Origin of the sequence: Cohnella sp. CFH 77786 (assembly GCF_019400745.1) — a bacterium.
Taxonomy (GTDB): Bacteria; Bacillota; Bacilli; order Paenibacillales; family Paenibacillaceae; genus Cohnella.
Genome location: NZ_WJIB01000003.1, coordinates 408,506 through 425,115, shown reverse-complemented (window position 1 = coordinate 425,115; position 16,610 = coordinate 408,506). Strand labels below are relative to the sequence as shown.

Annotated in this window: 16 protein-coding genes; 7 read left to right on the top strand and 9 right to left on the bottom strand. The window is 52.3% G+C overall.

What is annotated here, in order from left to right:
• Window positions 1-185 precede the first annotated feature (185 nt).
• Window positions 186-617 carry a DoxX family protein gene (locus GE107_RS26450; protein ID WP_370636290.1) on the top strand — a complete coding sequence of 144 codons (432 nt, stop codon included), beginning with the start codon at window positions 186-188 and terminating at the stop codon, window positions 615-617.
• A 116-nt stretch (window positions 618-733) separates the two neighbouring features.
• Here GE107_RS26450 and GE107_RS07010 read toward each other — a convergent pair whose 3' ends face one another.
• Window positions 734-1,093 (bottom strand): DUF1304 domain-containing protein, encoded by a 360-nt coding sequence (locus GE107_RS07010; RefSeq protein ID WP_219638946.1) that lies wholly within the window; start codon window positions 1,091-1,093, stop codon window positions 734-736.
• Between the two features lie 135 nt (window positions 1,094-1,228).
• Complete coding sequence (locus GE107_RS07005; RefSeq protein WP_219638996.1) at window positions 1,229-2,305, bottom strand: branched-chain amino acid aminotransferase; 1,077 nt, start codon at window positions 2,303-2,305, stop codon at window positions 1,229-1,231.
• 120 nt (window positions 2,306-2,425) lie between these two features.
• Between GE107_RS07005 and GE107_RS07000 the strand changes: the two genes are divergently transcribed.
• Window positions 2,426-3,322 carry a LysR family transcriptional regulator gene (locus GE107_RS07000; protein WP_219638945.1) on the top strand — a complete coding sequence of 299 codons (897 nt, stop codon included), beginning with the start codon at window positions 2,426-2,428 and terminating at the stop codon, window positions 3,320-3,322.
• Between the two features lie 57 nt (window positions 3,323-3,379).
• Here the strand turns inward: GE107_RS07000 and GE107_RS06995 are convergent, their stop codons facing one another.
• Window positions 3,380-4,066 carry a M50 family metallopeptidase gene (locus GE107_RS06995; protein ID WP_219638944.1) on the bottom strand — a complete coding sequence of 229 codons (687 nt, stop codon included), beginning with the start codon at window positions 4,064-4,066 and terminating at the stop codon, window positions 3,380-3,382.
• 114 nt (window positions 4,067-4,180) lie between these two features.
• Here GE107_RS06995 and GE107_RS06990 point away from each other — a divergent pair, with 114 nt between their 5' ends.
• From GE107_RS06990 to GE107_RS06980, 3 genes are all read left to right on the top strand, one after another.
• The gene (locus tag GE107_RS06990) at window positions 4,181-5,623 is read left to right on the top strand and encodes a GMC oxidoreductase (protein ID WP_219638943.1); all 1,443 of its coding nucleotides are present in this window, start codon (window positions 4,181-4,183) and stop codon (window positions 5,621-5,623) included.
• Window positions 5,624-5,769: 146 nt separating this feature from the next.
• Window positions 5,770-7,188 (top strand): GMC oxidoreductase, encoded by a 1,419-nt coding sequence (locus GE107_RS06985; RefSeq protein WP_255570274.1) that lies wholly within the window; start codon window positions 5,770-5,772, stop codon window positions 7,186-7,188.
• Window positions 7,189-7,226: 38 nt separating this feature from the next.
• Window positions 7,227-7,991 carry a ThuA domain-containing protein gene (locus GE107_RS06980; protein ID WP_370636289.1) on the top strand — a complete coding sequence of 255 codons (765 nt, stop codon included), beginning with the start codon at window positions 7,227-7,229 and terminating at the stop codon, window positions 7,989-7,991.
• A gap of 151 nt (window positions 7,992-8,142) precedes the next feature.
• On the opposite strand, the gene GE107_RS06975 is transcribed toward GE107_RS06980, so the two are convergent.
• From GE107_RS06975 to GE107_RS06960, 4 genes are all read right to left on the bottom strand, one after another.
• Window positions 8,143-9,819: a hypothetical protein gene (locus GE107_RS06975; protein WP_219638941.1), complete on the bottom strand. Its 1,677-nt coding sequence runs from the start codon at window positions 9,817-9,819 to the stop codon at window positions 8,143-8,145.
• 335 nt (window positions 9,820-10,154) lie between these two features.
• Window positions 10,155-10,853, bottom strand: a complete 699-nt coding sequence (locus GE107_RS06970; protein ID WP_219638940.1) for a DNA alkylation repair protein — start codon at window positions 10,851-10,853, stop codon at window positions 10,155-10,157.
• Between the two features lie 58 nt (window positions 10,854-10,911).
• Window positions 10,912-12,045, bottom strand: a complete 1,134-nt coding sequence (locus GE107_RS06965; protein WP_219638939.1) for a serine hydrolase domain-containing protein — start codon at window positions 12,043-12,045, stop codon at window positions 10,912-10,914.
• Window positions 12,046-12,117: 72 nt separating this feature from the next.
• Window positions 12,118-12,978, bottom strand: a complete 861-nt coding sequence (locus GE107_RS06960) for a GNAT family N-acetyltransferase (protein ID WP_219638938.1) — start codon at window positions 12,976-12,978, stop codon at window positions 12,118-12,120.
• Between the two features lie 269 nt (window positions 12,979-13,247).
• On the opposite strand from GE107_RS06960, the gene GE107_RS06955 reads away from it, so the two are divergent.
• Both GE107_RS06955 and GE107_RS06950 read left to right on the top strand, forming a co-directional pair.
• Window positions 13,248-13,772 (top strand): PadR family transcriptional regulator, encoded by a 525-nt coding sequence (locus GE107_RS06955; RefSeq protein ID WP_219638937.1) that lies wholly within the window; start codon window positions 13,248-13,250, stop codon window positions 13,770-13,772.
• A 1-nt stretch (window position 13,773) separates the two neighbouring features.
• Window positions 13,774-14,514 carry a CPBP family intramembrane glutamic endopeptidase gene (locus GE107_RS06950; protein ID WP_219638936.1) on the top strand — a complete coding sequence of 247 codons (741 nt, stop codon included), beginning with the start codon at window positions 13,774-13,776 and terminating at the stop codon, window positions 14,512-14,514.
• A gap of 49 nt (window positions 14,515-14,563) precedes the next feature.
• Here the strand turns inward: GE107_RS06950 and GE107_RS06945 are convergent, their stop codons facing one another.
• Together GE107_RS06945 and GE107_RS06940 are read right to left on the bottom strand one after the other, a co-directional pair.
• Window positions 14,564-15,610, bottom strand: coding sequence for a LacI family DNA-binding transcriptional regulator (locus GE107_RS06945; protein WP_219638935.1), 1,047 nt, complete (start codon window positions 15,608-15,610; stop codon window positions 14,564-14,566).
• 23 nt (window positions 15,611-15,633) lie between these two features.
• A complete protein-coding gene (locus tag GE107_RS06940) occupies window positions 15,634-16,578 on the bottom strand; it encodes a glycoside hydrolase family 43 protein (RefSeq protein ID WP_370636288.1) in 945 nt (314 codons plus the stop codon).
• Between the last annotated feature and the right edge of the window lie 32 nt (window positions 16,579-16,610).

The following is a 16,610-nucleotide window of genomic DNA, read 5'->3' as shown; positions in this document are numbered from 1 at the left end:
ATCCGGGCGAAGTCCTCTATAGACGCAAAAACAACCTTAACCTGGCAACAGACCGGATCAAGGCTGCCTTTTCCGCGATTTATTTGAAGTTTGATGCTATTTTAAAATATTCCTTTACAGGAATATTCTCAATATGGTATATTCTGATCAAGGAAAACACAATCGAATTGAAGGAGAGATGTATCGTGAGAAAAATCAAAATCGCTTATTGGACGGTCACCATCCTGTTTTCGCTGTCGATGTTGTTCTCGGCGATCCTGGCTGTCGCGGGGGAGAAGGAAACCGCGAAGTTCATCACCGAGCACTATGGTTACCCGGACTATTTCGTGTTCTACAGCGGAATCGTGAAGATACTCGGTGTCGCGGCGATTCTGATTCCAGGCTTCCCCCGGTTGAAAGAATGGGCCTATGCCGGATTGGCCTTCGACTTGATCAGCGTGGTTTATTCGAGCCTAGCCGTCGGCGATTCCGTCGTTGCCTGCTTGCCGATGCTCGTATACTTCGCCTTGATCGCCGGGTCGTATGTGCTTTATCGCAAAAGGAGAACGGCTGCCGACGAAACGGCCGCCAAGGACCACGAAGGTTCGGGACGCGCGTTCATCGGAGCCGGGATTTAACGGAAAGAACGGAAAAACAAAAACAACCTCGATCCGGCAACAGGCCGGAATGAGGTTGTTTTTGCCGCTGCAGTTGAATGGAGCCCGAATGGAGCCCCAGAGCTCGGTCCCGGACCTCAAGCGAGAACAAACACGAACGCTGTCAGAGCCGGAAGTCCTTGCGTAAGGAGTATGGAACGCTTCGACGTTAAGCCGCCGTATACCGCAGCCGCCAGAATGCACCCGAGAAAGAACAGCTGAATTTGATGCCCGAACGCAGGATTGGGATGTACGAGCCCCCAGATCAAACCAGCTGCGAGAAAGCCGTTGTAGAGTCCCTGATTCGCCGCCAATGTTTTCGTTTCTTCCGCGAATGGCTCGGTCGTACCGAAAATTCTCATCGCTCGCGGCGTCGTCCACAAGAACATCTCCAGGACCAAGATGTAAAGATGTTCGAGAGCCACAACCGCTACAAGTATTGCGCTAATCAGAGTCATATCTCATATCTTCTCCCTCTGTACGGTGTTGGTTTTTGCCTATTATGGGAGCATTATATCACGATCAATGGGAATGTCGGGGACTTCCTTCTTCGGTCTTCCAATCGATATGATCGCTGGATAATGTTACTCTTCTTAAGCAGGAGGCAACTCCATCATCCATTGAAACGGGTCGGGAAGCCTTCCCGTCTGGATACCCGTTAACGTCTCGTAAATCTTGGCCGACAACTCGCCCGTTCCCCCGCCGCCGATCGCCAGCTTCTCGCCTTGCCAATGCAGCTCTCCGACAGGAGAAATGACGGCGGCCGTCCCCGTACCGAAAATTTCCTGGAGAAAGCCCTCACGATGCGCTTCCACAACCTCCCCGATGGAAATCATCCGCTCCTCTACGGCGACATCCCAGTGACGGAGCATCCGGATCACCGAATCGCGGACGATCCCCTCGAGCAAGCTGCCGGTCAAGGACGGCGTCACTACGGTATCGCCGATTCGGAAAAACACGTTCATGCTGCCGACTTCCTCGACATACTTCCGATGTACGCCGTCCAGCCATAGCACTTGCGCGCACCCGTTCCGGGAGGCTTCCTCCTGGGCTTTTAAGCTTGCAGCGTAGTTGCCGGCGGTTTTGGCATGGCCTACGCCACCCGCAACAGCCCGAACGTACTCCGATTCCACATGGATGGAAACGGGATGGATTCCTTCGGAATAATAAGAGCCGACCGGCGAGAGGATGATGATGAACCGGTATTGGCGGGAAGGTGCCACGCCAAGCGCGGGCTCCGTCGCGATAACGAAGGGACGGACGTAGAGGGAGGAGCCGGGTTCGCCGGGAACCCACTCCCGATCGGTCCGGATGAGCTGCTTCAGCGCCTCCAGGACCATCTCCTCGTCCAGGGGAGGAATACTTAATCGCTCGCATGAGCGGTTCAGCCTTCGGATATTCATTTCGGGACGAAAGAGAAGGATTTTGCGATCTTGCGTTCGATAGGCTTTCAGCCCTTCAAACACCGATTGTCCATAATGAAACACTCTGGCCGAGGGATCCAAGGAAATCGGTTGGTACGGCACAATGCGCGGCTGGTGCCAGCCACGGACGGGTTCGTAGTCCATCAGAAACATATGATCGGTAAAAACATTTCCGAAGCCCAGCGAATCCATCTCCGGTTTCGTTTTGGGAGCACGCGTACGTTCCATGGAAATCGTTTGAATCATCTCCGCATCCATTCCTCTCCTCATTCGATAGTTGAATCATAGCAACCCGTTATGTATATTGGAAATATCTGTTTTGTAGAAAAAATATACCGAAAAAGTATGATGAGGATGTGCGCTCAGATGGATATCCGTCAGCTCCGTTATTTTTTGGCGGTCGCCCGGGAAGGCCAAGTGACAAGCGCTGCCAAACGTTTGAATATGGAGCAGCCCCCGCTCAGCCGACAGATGAAAATGCTGGAACAGGAGCTGGGCGTCACGCTGTTCGACCGGAGCGGGAAACGGTTAACCCTGACGCATGCCGGTGAACTTTTGCGTGAGAGAGCCGAGCGGCTGCTTCAGCAGTTCGACGAAACGGTGCAAGAGGTCCGGGAGTTGGACGAAGGCATTCAAGGCGTCCTCTCGATCGGTTCCGTCGTTTCCTGCGTTTCCCTCCTGCCGCGGCGGATCGAACGTTTCCGTCAACAATTTCCGGGGGTCACCTTCAAAATCCGCGAAGGGGATCACTTCCTGCTCGGGGAACAGATGGAGAAACGAAACATCGAGCTCGTGATCGCCAGGCTCCCCTTCGAAGCAGCCTCCGACCCGGAGCGTTATTCCGTCCTGCCCTTGCCTCCCGACCCGTTCGTGGCCTTGCTTCCCGATTCATGGAGTCCGGCTTCGGCCGAACCCGGCATCGACATGCGGGAGCTGGCGCAATATCCCTTCATCACGCTGAAGAGCGATCAGACGACCGGGATGCATGCCAAGGTCTTGAAGGAATTCCGCCAATCGGGCCTTGAGCCCCGGATTCTATGTGAATGTTCCAGCGTCGCCATCACGATCGCTCTCGTCGCGGCTGGAATCGGAGCCACCATTTTGCCGAAATCGGTTACCGCTTCTTTTCCCCTCACGAACATCTCCACCTTTCCGATTGCAAACGCGGACTTTCATTCCGAAAACGGAATTGTATGGCTGCGGGACCGCTATCTCTCCAAAACCGCTCGGCGCTTCATCGATATGTTTCAAGATCTGCCGTAACGATACGGGGGAGACGCACTTGCGGCGTACTCCCCTGCTTCAATGCTGAAAGAATAGCTAATAAGATACCGTTCGCCCTTTTGCACTCGTTACGCTTCTGCGCATGACCGTCCTCACACTCAAGAAGCCGAACACGATCGCTTGCAGCATGAACAGCGCGCCCCAGAACCCGGCGGGCAATAAGGTGTCTCGAGCCAAATTCGCCGCATCCCCGGCTGAAGCGGGACTATGCAAGCTCAACCATAGAATGGTAAAGCTTCCCGACACCGATTCCGCCAGCACGAACACATACAGCCCGACGGACAAGACGACGGTCCAGTTCCCGCGCCTCCATAGCGCAAAGAGCAATAACCCGATAAACAGCGCAAGCCATGTCATTCCGAATGGATTGCGTACCCACAGTACCAGATTCACGGCCGCGACCAGCAGGAAGAACCAGAGCGACGCCGCATGTTTTCCCCGCGCGCATAGAACGGCTAAACACAAAGCGGCGATAGACGAGCCCGTATAGCCGGCAGCGCTAATGAGAATCGAAGAGGTCCGGGAGGAAAATTCGGAATACGTGACGCCTTCCGTATTAGCGAACAATTCGATTTGGAGCACCTTTTCTTGCAGGAGCAAGGTCATGATGGCATGAGACGATTCGTGGATCATCGTGTCGGCGATTTTGAAGAACGTCCCGATGACGGGAATTTGGATCACGACAAACGCCAAGGCAAAATAACCGATCCATCTCCAGTTCACGCGGCAACCTCCGAAGGACTTCTTTTCTATATCCTAACATAAGATGCTTGGTGCATGTATTTTGTCGTCCTCAACATAAGTATAAGTATCACTTAAACAAGGGTGTGAATGCGCATGTCGCTGAATCCTTCCAAAGCGGACATGGAAGAATGGATTCCGCTCACCCCGATCGAGAAAATGGCGCAGACCGACTACGACGTCATCATCGTCGGCAGCGGCGCAGGAGGGGGAGCGGCACTCTGGCGGCTTTGCGAGAAATGGAGACGAACCGGCAAACGAATCGGCCTCGTCGAAGCCGGGGACCTGCTGGTTCCGACACACGCCGCGAACATGCCCGTTTTTAACGGTAACCGCTTTGAGCAGTTCCGAGTTGCCCATTCGGATCATGTGGGGAATCTCTTGCCTGATTTTCCGAATGCGATCATCCTCAGGGCACTCGGCGGAAGGACTATCGTTTGGGCCATGGAAAGCCCGCGCTTCCCCCCGTTCACTTTCGAAACTTGGCCGATCTCTTATCGGGAGCTCGTACCCTACTACAATATTGCAGAACGGGTCATGAAGGTAAACACAAGCTACGCTCTAGGCTCTGCGATTCAGGACATCCTGCTAGACCGCTCACGTTCCGGCGGACTTCCGGAAGCCGCGACCGTACCGCTCGCCCTCGATCCCCAGGTCACTCAATTCGGGCAAGTCCACTCCAATCCCGCTTTCAGCTCCATCGATTTTATGGCTCGTGCGCTGAATGCCAGACCATTCGATCTGGCCGTAAGGACGCGCGCCGTTCGGGTACTCGCCGAGAAAGGCAAAGTCTCCGGCATTCAGGTCATGAATTGGAATAGAGAATCGTATGTCATCTCCGCGAGAACCGTTATCGTGTCCGCAAGCACGCTAGAAACTCCGCGCCTTCTGCTCCATTCCGGCATTCCGGGGGAAGCCATCGGCAGATATTTGGTCGATCATTCTTTCGTGGCCGCCGAAGCAACGGCCGGACGTCGGGAGTTCCCCGAAGTATTGGGAACCTCAAAGATTTACGTACCGGACTCGGAAGAACGGAGATTTCATATGCTGTTGTTAGGACCGAGTTTTCGTCACAAATTCGAGGAACCGGCCGTGGCCGATTCGCTCCCTTTTTTGTTTTATTCCTATGGACCGGTCGAGCCAAGGTTCGAAAACCGGGTATTCCTCCAGCCATCGCAGCTTGATGCCTACGGCGTTCCCAGAATTGACATCGATTTTTCTTTCAGCAACCGGGATATGGCGTTAATTGAACAAATGATCGTTTGGACGGGCAAATGGATCGAAATCGCGAAAATGTCGACCCGGAGACCGCCCGAGTTATGGCCTCCGGGAAGCATCCGACATGAGGCGGGAACGTGCCGGATGGGCGACGATCCCGCTGCGTCGGCGTGTAATCGTTACGGGCAAATACACGGCATTTCGGAGCTCTATGTGGCAGATAACAGCGTAGTGCCGCTTACCGCGGGGGCAAACCCCACTTTGACGACGATTGCGCTCGCCATTCGCACGGCCGACTATATCGTCGAAACGTCGAGTTGATTACGGAAGAGAGATTCCCGGCTTGGAGGTGATGGATCATGCCGATATCGCGTCAGACGGACCCCGAACCCCTTAACCCGTTTATTCTCTCCCCCACTCGCAGACAATGGGTTCCCCCCGGTCCTTTGCAACCGGAATGGTTGCCAATGACCCCTATAGAGAAGATGGCGCAAACCGATTACGATGCGCTGATCGTCGGCAGCGGAGCCGGAGGAAGCGCCGTTCTATGGAGACTGAGCGAGCAATGGGCAGCATCCGGGAAAAGAATCGGAATCATCGAATCGGGCCCGCTGCTCTTGCCGACGCACGGGCGAAATCTCCCGACCATGGACCAGGAACGTTTCGTACGTTTTTTCGACAATCCCTTGCATACGGAATATATCGGAAAGCAGTGGCCGGAATACCCGGGTGCCAAGATCATAAGGGCTCTTGGAGGACGAACCCTGCAATGGAACTTGGTGTCGCCCCGCTTATCCCCGGTACAGTTCAAATCATGGCCGATTTCGTATCGGGAAATGGTTCGATATTACCTGCTTGCCGAAGAAATGATGAGTGTCACGACCGACTACGCCAAGGGGTCGTCGATCCAGCAGACGCTTCTGAAGCGGCTTCGAGCGCAAGGGCTTGCCGATGCCCAGGCTCTGCCCCTTTCCGCCGACCTCCAGGCGTCGCAATTCGGCATCATTCATTCGAATGTATTTACCAGCTCGATCAACTTTTTTGCTGCAGCCCTCAACATCAGACCCTTTGATCTCGCCGTCCATGTACGGGCGAATCAAGTGCTCATCGACAAGGGGAGAGCGGCCGGCGTGAAGGTCATGACTCCCGACAGGAAAAGTTACACGATCGCCGCCAAAACGGTCATCCTCTCCGCCGGAACCTGGGAGACGCCGCGGCTCCTGCTCCACTCCGGCATTCCCGGGAAAGCGATCGGACATTACTTGGTGAATCACCCGAAGCTGATCGCAATCGCCAGGGGCAGCCGGGATCAATTCGGAGAAGTATCGGGGGTGGCGAGCCTCATGGTCCCCCATCCGGAAAACAGCCGAATTCTGGTGACCGGAATCGGGCCCGATCCGGAACAATATTATTGGTATGCGTACGAAGAAAAACCGTATTTGAACGAATTGAGATTCCGGTTTTACTGCCAAGGAACCATGGAACCGCAGTTCGACAATCATGTTTATCTCGTCCCGGGAACGGAAGACGAGTACGGCGTACCAAGATTGCAGGTGAAATTTACGTACGGCAATGAAGACCGGGTGACGATCGGCAAACAGTTCAAATTCCTGGAAAAGGCCGTGGCCAGTATGGGACTCGAGTTGGAAAGCGCGCCCCGTCTTCTGCCTCCGGGAGAAGACAATCATGAGTGCGGTACGTGCCGGATGGGCGTCGATCCCGACACCTCGGCAACCGATGCCTTCGGCCGAATCCACGGAATTTCCGGTCTGTTCGTGGCCGATAACAGCGTCGTTCGGTTGTCGGGGCCTGCCCATCCTACTTTAACGACGGTCGCATTGGCGATCCGCACGGCCGATTATATCAGCGGCCAAGCACAATCCTAACGGACAATCCTGTTCTTCCGAAAAGGAGCGATGTGAAGATGAGTACCGTAATGGGCGATGGTCCCGCTTCCATGACGAATCCGATCCGGGTCTTGATATGGAACGAGTACATTGCCGAGCGTAAGGAGCCCCAAGTCGCCGCGATTTATCCAAAGGGAATACATATGGCCTTGTCCGACGCGTTGTCCCCCTACGGCTTCCGCATTCGGACCGCCACGCTGGAGGAACCTGAGCACGGCTTGACGGTCGATGCTCTCGACCAGACGGACGTCCTCATTTGGTGGGGGGAATATGCGCATGAGCAAATCCCGGACGAGATCGTGCGCAGAATTCATGCGAGAGTGCTTGCGGGAATGGGACTCATCGTCCTGCATTCGGGGCATTGGTCGAGAATCTTCCGGATGCTCATGGGGACGACCTGCTCATTGAAATACCGGCAGGACGCCAAGAGGGAAATCCTCTGGGTCGTCGATCCCGCACACCCGATTACGGAAGGGATCGGCCAGTATATCGATATCGAGCATGAGGAAGCGTATGGCGAGTTTTTCGATATTCCCGCTCCGGAACGGCTTGTCTTCATTAGTTCGTTTCAGGGCGGCGAAGTGTTCCGCAGCGGCTGCGAATACCACCGCGGCCTCGGCAAAATCTTCTATTTCCGCCCGGGACATCAAGGCAACCCTACTTATTACCATAAGGATGTGTTGCGGGTCATCGCGAATGCCGTCCGCTATGTCGGTTCGCCGCATGGGGCGGCGCCGACGTTCGGGTTCTGGGAGCCGCTTGTGAAGGCTCCAAAATCCTAATAAAAAGAGGGGGAGTGCCCGCGCCCCTCTTTTCTATTAGCCTTAGTGTTGTTGTCTCCGATGTGTGTGCACGCGAATTTAGTCGGATGGGTATCGCTGGTAATCGGAAGTCTGCTATACGTCCATTTCCCGGACGCGCAATTTTACTCTCTTACAAATATGCATTCAATACAAAAGACTTAACCTCTATCCCTCTTTTGGATAACCTTCTAGCCTGGTCGTTTAATAAACGCTTGGTCTTTTCAAGCCCACCTGATGGAATTGCAGTTTTGCGTCTATCAGAAGCATCCCAATTTACACTCTCAAACCATCCAATCAAGTATAACCCGTACTTACATTTTGCATCTTTTAGATACCTATCCACCAATTGTGTTTCCATTGCTTGAAAAAGCTGTTCATGCCAATTTCCCTTAACCTCAATAATAATCGTAATTATCTCCGCTGCTCCCCGTCCATCCCCTAAAAGAATAGCGTTAACATGAATGTCCGTACGTTCCCCTGGCAATGAACCGGTACTTCTCCGTATTTCAACTTCGCGGTTAACTACAATTCCTGTATTTACAAGATCACGTTCCAGATGTTGTTTTAGATAATCAGAAAATTCATTCTCAGATCTAGGGCGGTATTTTCGTTTATCGGTTTCATTCCAGAGCCAAATAACTTCTGGCGTAATCCCATGTAGTTTTTGCTCAAGCCTGCCAAGGGATTCGATTAGCACCTCTAATAATTGTTCCTCTCTTTGAACTAGCCTGTTACGCTTGGTTCCCACTAGCTTAATGATATCTATGGGAGATGGAGGGGACCAGGTTTTGCGACGGGTTACATCCTGTGCTTCAAATAGTGTCCACTTCAACCACGGAAGTTCAGGCAATTCCGATACTATTCGAGCAAGTTGATCACAAGATTCCATGGTTCCTTTATTTGAAAGATAGCGTAATATTTCATCCCTAAAACTAGTCACCTCTTCCCGAGGTCCTACGAAATGTGCCATTTCATCATCATCATGATTAGGGTCTTCTTGATAAGGAAATCTATTTACTAACCAAATATATAGATCAGCAAGTTCCATTTCTGATAAGTTTTGAATAAGGTAGTATCTTTCAAAGTTACTCGAGAAAGTAAGTATAACATCATGTAAAAATACAGGATTAGTTGCTTTTAGTGGCCAAATGATATCCTTCCAACCTATAGAATTCCTCAATAATACGTTGGCAGAAATGATTGCCGCCGTACGTGATTGCTTATCATCTAATAACTGGGGTGAAATTAATGACTTGGCATAATCCTCTGTTCCTTTTATTTGATGTATTAGTAGTTCATTTAGAATGCACTTCATAGATTCTGGCATGAGACTCTGCGTTTTTAACTTATTTAAAACTGATTCTCCTAATCGAGCATCCCAACAACCTTTAAAATACCTGAGAATATAGACATTTGAATGTTTTTCATTTTCTTTATCGATAAGTTTCAACAAATCGGAAATAACCTGATCCGGAGCACTTTCATACGTAAGCTTTATTATCTCATGATGAATTATTAATTCGTCATCCATTGATAATGATATAGGTTGAGACAATACAACTGGGGACCAATTTTTCCAATGCACAGAGGTTAACGATCTTATGAAGTTAATATCCTCCATGTACACCAATCGAATTGCTCTATAACCAGCTATTGCTGGCCAAGGTAAAGTATCTGATCCAAACCAATTAGCAGTATCATCTAAGCTTTTTTCAATAATGTATTTCTTCGCAGCCGCTAAAATACGCATCTGTGCACGAGTGTCAACCTTGTTCCAACCCGGTAATTCCCTTATATCCGCCTTCATTATTTCAACGTGCCTACCGTCCTCTTTTATCCCTAAGTCTCGATTAAGGAGCCACCATGCATTTAGTTTGCCAGCTTCGAAATCATCTAATCGTAGGACGATTCTTGGATTTTTGAGCGCAGGAATTCTTTAGATTCAACTCTCAATAGAGAGCACAACAATCAATTAGGCCTATGACAAGCGCACAGACCTCGCCCAGGCAGGTCGTCGCATCCGGCTCATTCAGTGATCATCCCCTCTATATGGTGGGCTTATTGAACCAGCTGGTGAAGTTCGGGCCTGTCTTGCCGCCAGGGGTTAATTGAAAAAGACCCGAGCCTGAGCCGGGTCACCTCTTAGCATCTGACATATTTGCGTTTAAAACCAAGTTGCTTTCTGTCTAACGCCTTTTGAATATTTTCGGAAGCGTTCAGGAACTTCTTGCCTTGTTTGACTTCTACCCGGCCTACTGCCTTTGCGGTTTCAACTGCTTGATCATGGAGAGGCACATAGGATACCGCTACCGTGTAAATAAACTGATTCATCGCGTATTTCGTTCGTTCGGGGGAATCGTGGATCGTATTGTTCACCATTTCAAGCATGCCGGCCAGTTTGCTTTCGGTAAAATCACCGTCCGGACGACTGCCCAGAAGCCAGCAGTAACAGCTCCAGCCCGCCGACATTCTCAGCTCTTCGCCGCTAGCGATCCATTTATCGGCAACTTCCTGCGCGATATCCGTTTCTGCCAAGGTTACGGCAACGACGAAATCGGACAGCATATAAAAATAAGCACCATCGATCCAGCGCTCGAAATCCGCTTCCGTCATCGTTTTCGGATCCGCTATGACGCCGGCGAAGTACATGGCGTCGTAGTTCCCCGTGGCGTAAAGCTGCTCGGCCAAAGGTTGATTGATTTTGATTTTCTTGGCGATGGGCTTCATTTCGCCTGTAGCCACGCCGAATAGCGGTTCGCGCGCGCCGTTGGATAGGTAGATTTTCTTGAGACGATCCTTGCCGAGAGCTTCAAGCTCCTTCATCACCGTTTCGAGATCCATGGTCGAACACTCCTCGATCGAGAGCGGGCAATCCCGTCATTACGATTGTCGTTGCTCCTTACAAGCAGGCATACACGATATTTTTCAACCGAGGGTGCACGAAAGGCTCCTGGTTATTCAGCAAATGCTGCGCATACATCACGGTCAGCTGCGAATCCGGATCGATGACCGCCAGACATCCGGCCGCGCCGCTCCAGCCGAATTCGCCAAGCGGAGTGAGCGATCCGCTCGCGGCCTTGGAGATATGGGTTCTGACGCCCAGTCCATACCCATAACCAGCCAGCTGCTCCCAGGAGTAATCGCCGCGCATGCTCGCGTCCAAATGATCCGTCCGCATCAGGTCCACGGCCGCCGGCGATAGTATACGCACGCCGTCCGGGCTTGTCCCCCGATTGGTCAGCGCGTTCAAAAACAGAACGTAGTCGCTCACGGTCGACAGCAGCCCTGCCCCTCCGCTTTCGAATTCCGTACCGACCCGGAACCCGTTTCCGTCTTTGCGTACAGGCTTACCCAGCGCATCGTCATATTCGTACTGCGGAGCCAGACGGCCGCGCTGCTCCTCCGAGAGATCGAAGCCCGTATCCTGCATGCCGAGCGGGCCGGTAATTTCATCCCGCACGTACGCGCTGAATCGCCTTCCGTCCACAACCTCGACCAGAGCGGCGAGGACATCATGACACAAGCTGTAGTTCCACCGGGTCCCCGGCTCGAAATGCAGCGGTTCCTTGGCAAGCGCCGAAGCAAATTCGCGGGTCGGTACCCTTCCTTCCGTGCGTTTCGCGACATCCCGGATCGAAGGCGCGCCGAGGTCATAGGAGAAACCGGCCGTCATGGCGAACAGGTCGCGCACTCGGATCGGTCTCTCTGCCCGTTCGAGCGCGATTCGACCGTCCGGCAAAGATTTCCTCACCGTCATTTCGGCGTATTCCGGCAAATAGGCCGACAGCGGATCGTTCAGCAGAAACGCGCCTCTCTCAACGAGTTGAAGCGCCGCCGTACACGTTAGGATCTTCGTCAGCGAGTAGAGATTGAAGATCCGGCGATCGTCGATCGCAATCTTCTCTTCCAAATCGGCGTAACCGTTACGATAACGGAAAACCGTTTCGTTGCGCTGGATAACGACCACTTCCGCCCAGGGGATGCGCCAAGATGTGATCTGATCGATAAATTGCGAGAGCCGTTTGAAGTCCATCGTTCCTCACCTTTCGGGAGATAGTGCACTTCCATACTTACGCAAAGTCACCTTTTAGACCATTCTATCATATCAATTCTCCGCCAACCTTTTATACATTTCAACTTGAGAGAGCGCGTCTTGGCGAAAACCCCGGTTGATCGCAAAATCACGAAGGGAGGCGTTGCCGGCCATGTTCAAGTGAAGTTTGGACAATCCGAGCTCGGATGCTGCTTTACGGAGCAACCCGATGCCGATTCCTTGGCGCCTAACGGGTTCGTCCACCCACAAAAACTTGATCCTTCCGGTCAGATGCAAGCAAATCAAGCCGACCAGCCGATCCATGCTGTAAGCCCCGTATAGGACGATTCCTTCCGATTGCTCGATATAATCGACATCGTTCTGCCAGCTCACGTGGACTTCGGAGAGGCGTCGACGGATGGCTTGAAAGTCAAGGATGCCCGCCGGCTTGATAATGGCAGGACCCGTGTGCCCGGGGTCCGGAAGACTGACATCTGCGAGAGTGAAATACTCCAAATCGTACACTTTCTCGTATCCCAGTTTCGTATAGAAATCAATCGCCCTGTCGTTGCCTGCAATCACTTCCAGAAACAATTGTCCGCAACCGAGCCGTACGGCTTCTTCTTGATGAAGCTCCATCAATCGGCGCCCGACTCCGTCCCTTCTGAATTCCGGATGCACGGCCAAAGCGCCGCATCTCATCGTCTTGATTCCTTCATACCCTTTCACGCCGCCGAGTACGACACCGACCGGCTTGCCGCCTGCCTGAGCAAGAAAAGTATGCTCCAAGCGGTTGCCTTCCGGTCCGAAAAAACGTTTCTCGAACAGGTCCCGGCTGATCTCCATTTTCAGCATGTAGTCCGAAAAGCCGTCGGTAAAAGCCTGATAGAGCAAATCCATTCCCGCTTCGGTTCCTTTGGAATAACGGATCATTCACTCTTCCCCCCTGTCGATTTTGCGCAATTCGGTCGGCGAGCATTTCAAGAATTGCGCGTCGTGCCGGATCGGCACCAGAACCATACGATATGGACGAGAAGTCGCAAGAAGCCTCGGCACCCTCCTTTCCGAAGTATAGCTTACTTTGACCGAAAGCTATCGTTTTTTTCATTTATTTAGGAATGGTGATTGACAATGGAAAAGGATGCCTTTATATTAAATGTATCAAATTGATATATCGGTTTGATGTATGAGAGGTGGTCGGAATGGTCGAATACGTTAGCTTGGGCATTGTGATGGAAGGGCAAAAGAGCGGTTATGAAATCAAGAAAATTGCCGAGCAGACGGTTGGCTTATTTTTCAAAATGAGTTATGGCAGCCTATACCCGGCGCTTAACCGGCTAGTCGCCGCCGGACGCTTGACGGAGGAAGAAACGAACAACAGCAAGAACAAGAAGCTGTACGCCATTACCGAGCAAGGACGCGGACATTTTCTGGAGTGGTTGAAGGAACCTTTGCAGAGCAACAGGAGGGAACATCTGCTCAAACTTTTTTTCTACGACTATTTAGAGGAAGAGATCCGGAAGAGAAACCTGCAGGCGTTTCAGCATTCCCTTCAGAACGGCATTTCCCGGATGGAATCCTTAAAGACGATTGTCTCCAAAGAACTGGAACAGTTGCCGAACAAGGACGATTATTATTACCGCGTATCGGTCATGCATTACGGCCTGCAATTTTTCAAGATGGAACATGCGTTTTTCACGAAAATGATTGATAAAGAGGAGCTATAACATGGAACCCTATACGAAACGTCCGTACCTTGTCATTGCACTCATCGAGCTTGCGCTTATCGTATTTATCGCGGGAGGCAGCGCCTATGCCTCGATCACCGAAGCGACCCACCCGGCAGCGCCTTTTATCGGTTTTATCCCGATCGCCTTGTTCCTGGCCTGGTATTTTTCTTTCAAGAAAAGGGGCAAGCAATTCTTCTTCGCGGAAGGGCCGAAGCTTTCACCCAGGCAATGGCTGGATTTTGCGCCGCTTCTGCTCATTCTTATGCTGCTGCTCATCGCGAATCGCGGTTTTGAAGCGCATCCGTTCTCCTATTTCGCTTATATGCTTCTGTCGCAGCTTCTGCTGGTCGGCTTTGTCGAGGAATCGCTCTTCCGCGGAATCATGCTGCGCGTCCTGCTTCATAAAGGAACCGGCTCCGCGGTTTTCGTCTCCAGCTTCTTCTTCGGCGTAACCCATGCCCTGCAAGCGCTCGGCGGCCAATCGTTGGAAGACACGATTCTGCAAATCGTTTACGCCTTCCTGCTCGGCCTGCTGCTCTCGCTGCTCGTCGTCAAGCATCGCACCATCGTGCCCGGTATTCTCTTTCACGGCTTCCACAATTTCTTGAACTTCACCGGAAATGCCCCTTCTACCCATCTTTATGATTATGCCGTGCTTCTGATCATGGCCGTACATATCCTCTTGCTCTACCGTTCCGTCATCAAGCCGGCTATGATATCGCCTTCGATCGCCGGTTAAAAGAAAAGGTTATCCCCCAAGAAATGATCCATTTCTTAAGGGGATAACCTTATTCGACCTTCGGAGCGAGTTCATGGTAAGGCCCGGTGCTTTGACGAACGACCAGCTCCGGCTGGAACAGCGTCAGCTTTCTCGTCTCTTCCCGGTTGATGAGCTGGTGCAGAATTTGCACCGCTTGTTTGCCGAGCTCGTAAGTATGCTGGGTGACGGTAGTCAGTTCAGGAATAATCGCCGTGGACAAATGGGTATCATCGTAGCCTACGACCGAGATGTCCTCGGGTATGCGCAGTCCTCGCTCGATGGCCTCTTTCACGGCCCCCACCGCCGTAAAGTCGTTCACGCATAGAACGGCGCTCGGCCTTTCCTTCATCCCGATCAGTTGGCCCATCATCGCTTTTCCGCTTTCGATGCTTAAGCCGTCGTGGATGATCCATTCCGGTCGGACGGGCAAGCCGGCTTCTTTCATGATTCTTTTATAAGCTTTCACCTTCTGGCTCGTCGTACTCATGGCGTCATAGCCGCCCAGGAAAGCAATATCCCGATGTCCCATCTCGATTAGATGCCGGGTGGCCAGCTCCGCTCCTGCGGCTTCATCCGTCATCACCCGGTACATAGAGCTCTTCGGAAGGTTTCCGTTCACGAGGACGACCGGGATTTGTTTCGACAGCTCGGTCACTTCTTCCGCAAGCTTCGGGCTGCAGCGCGCCAAATTGATTCTCCCCCCGAGGAAAACAATCCCGTCTACTCTCTTTTCCTTTAAGATGGAGAGGTATTCCGACTCGCGCTCGTAGTCCCCTTCCGTATCGCATAGAAAAAAAGTATAGCCCTTGGCGCGCGCCTCGGTCTCGGCACCCTTGAACACCTCGGGAAAAAACGGATTCGTAATATCCGGCACGATGATGCCGATCGTGCCGGTTGCTTTGCTGATGAGGCTTCTCGCCAACGCATTGGGCTGAAACTGGTACTTCTTGATGATCTTATTGACTTTCTCCCGGGTACTGGCTTTGACAGGCGCCGTATCGTTCAATACGCGCGAAACGGTCGATACCGAGACATTGGCTTCCCTGGCGATATCGTAGACCGTAATATTCTTCATATGGGCCGATCCTTTCGTCAACGTTATCGCCTTATCGAATATTTGGCGGAAATCGCATCATATTCGGTTTGCGTAATGGGTATAACCGTCCCATGCCTGGGGCTGCGCGGCAATGCGTAACCGGCGGATAATGTCCATTGCCCCGTCGCCAGGTCCGCCGTTTCAAACGGCACATAACCTCTTCCTCCGTAGGAGTCCACAAACAAATACCATTTCTCTTCCGTGTTGGATTTGAAGACGGTCGGACCTTCCACTCCCCGGATCCCGCCGACGCCTTCCTGAACCATTCCAAATCCGGGATCGAACGCGGAGCTCCCGACCTCTTGGAAAACCATCTTGCCATGCGGGGCTGCAGACGACGGATCTCTTTCATCTTTCGTAAACCGGTAAACTTTGCCCTCATCCGCAATCATGGTCGTATCCACGACGGAATATCCGTAATCCATGTACACCTGCGGCTCCGTAAATTGATGGAAATCCCGGGTTCTACTGTACATCATCTTTTGATACGTATTTCGCGTATGATTGTGATCCGCGTAGATTTTGGAAGCCCAGAAAACGACAAATTCACCCGCCGCGCCATCATAGAATGCTTCGGGCGCCCACGCGTTGCCCGCTTCCTTCGGCGCCACTTCCACCATTCGCTGCTTGGACCAGTTTACCAGATCATCGGATTCCCACACCATGATGGATCGGCTTCCTTGTCTTTGGGCCCGGTCCCAATTCCCGTCTCCGTAAATCTTCAGGTCGGTGGCGATCAGATAGAACTTGCCGCCTTCCGGAGACCGGATGACGAATGGATCCCGCAGGCCTTTCTCGCCCATTTCGGACGTAATGACCGGCTTCCCGCCATTCAGCTCCTTCCAGTTCAGCGGGTCGTTGCCTTCGCTTAAAGCAAAGTAGATTTGTTCCCCGTCCGGCACTCCTTCTCCCTTAAAGTAAGCAAAGAGATAACCCGAGTAGTTCACCTGTTTCGACTCCCCGTGCCACGTCATTACGT

Bases quoted from the DNA above. Each gene is read 5' to 3' on its own strand.
- GE107_RS06980 (WP_370636289.1), top strand. From the start codon at position 7,227: ATGAGTACCGTAATGGGCGATGGTCCCGCTTCCATGACGAATCCGATC.
- GE107_RS07000 (WP_219638945.1), top strand. From the start codon at position 2,426: ATGGATATCCGTCAGCTCCGTTATTTTTTGGCGGTCGCCCGGGAAGGC.
- GE107_RS06950 (WP_219638936.1), top strand. From the start codon at position 13,774: ATGGAACCCTATACGAAACGTCCGTACCTTGTCATTGCACTCATCGAG.
- GE107_RS06990 (WP_219638943.1), top strand. From the start codon at position 4,181: ATGTCGCTGAATCCTTCCAAAGCGGACATGGAAGAATGGATTCCGCTC.
- GE107_RS06960 (WP_219638938.1), bottom strand. From the start codon at position 12,978: ATGATCCGTTATTCCAAAGGAACCGAAGCGGGAATGGATTTGCTCTAT.
- GE107_RS06965 (WP_219638939.1), bottom strand. From the start codon at position 12,045: ATGGACTTCAAACGGCTCTCGCAATTTATCGATCAGATCACATCTTGG.
- GE107_RS06955 (WP_219638937.1), top strand. From the start codon at position 13,248: ATGGTCGAATACGTTAGCTTGGGCATTGTGATGGAAGGGCAAAAGAGC.
- GE107_RS07010 (WP_219638946.1), bottom strand. From the start codon at position 1,093: ATGACTCTGATTAGCGCAATACTTGTAGCGGTTGTGGCTCTCGAACAT.
- GE107_RS06970 (WP_219638940.1), bottom strand. From the start codon at position 10,853: ATGGATCTCGAAACGGTGATGAAGGAGCTTGAAGCTCTCGGCAAGGAT.
- GE107_RS07005 (WP_219638996.1), bottom strand. From the start codon at position 2,305: ATGATTCAAACGATTTCCATGGAACGTACGCGTGCTCCCAAAACGAAA.
- GE107_RS06985 (WP_255570274.1), top strand. From the start codon at position 5,770: ATGACCCCTATAGAGAAGATGGCGCAAACCGATTACGATGCGCTGATC.
- GE107_RS06945 (WP_219638935.1), bottom strand. From the start codon at position 15,610: ATGAAGAATATTACGGTCTACGATATCGCCAGGGAAGCCAATGTCTCG.
- GE107_RS06975 (WP_219638941.1), bottom strand. From the start codon at position 9,819: ATGAAGGCGGATATAAGGGAATTACCGGGTTGGAACAAGGTTGACACT.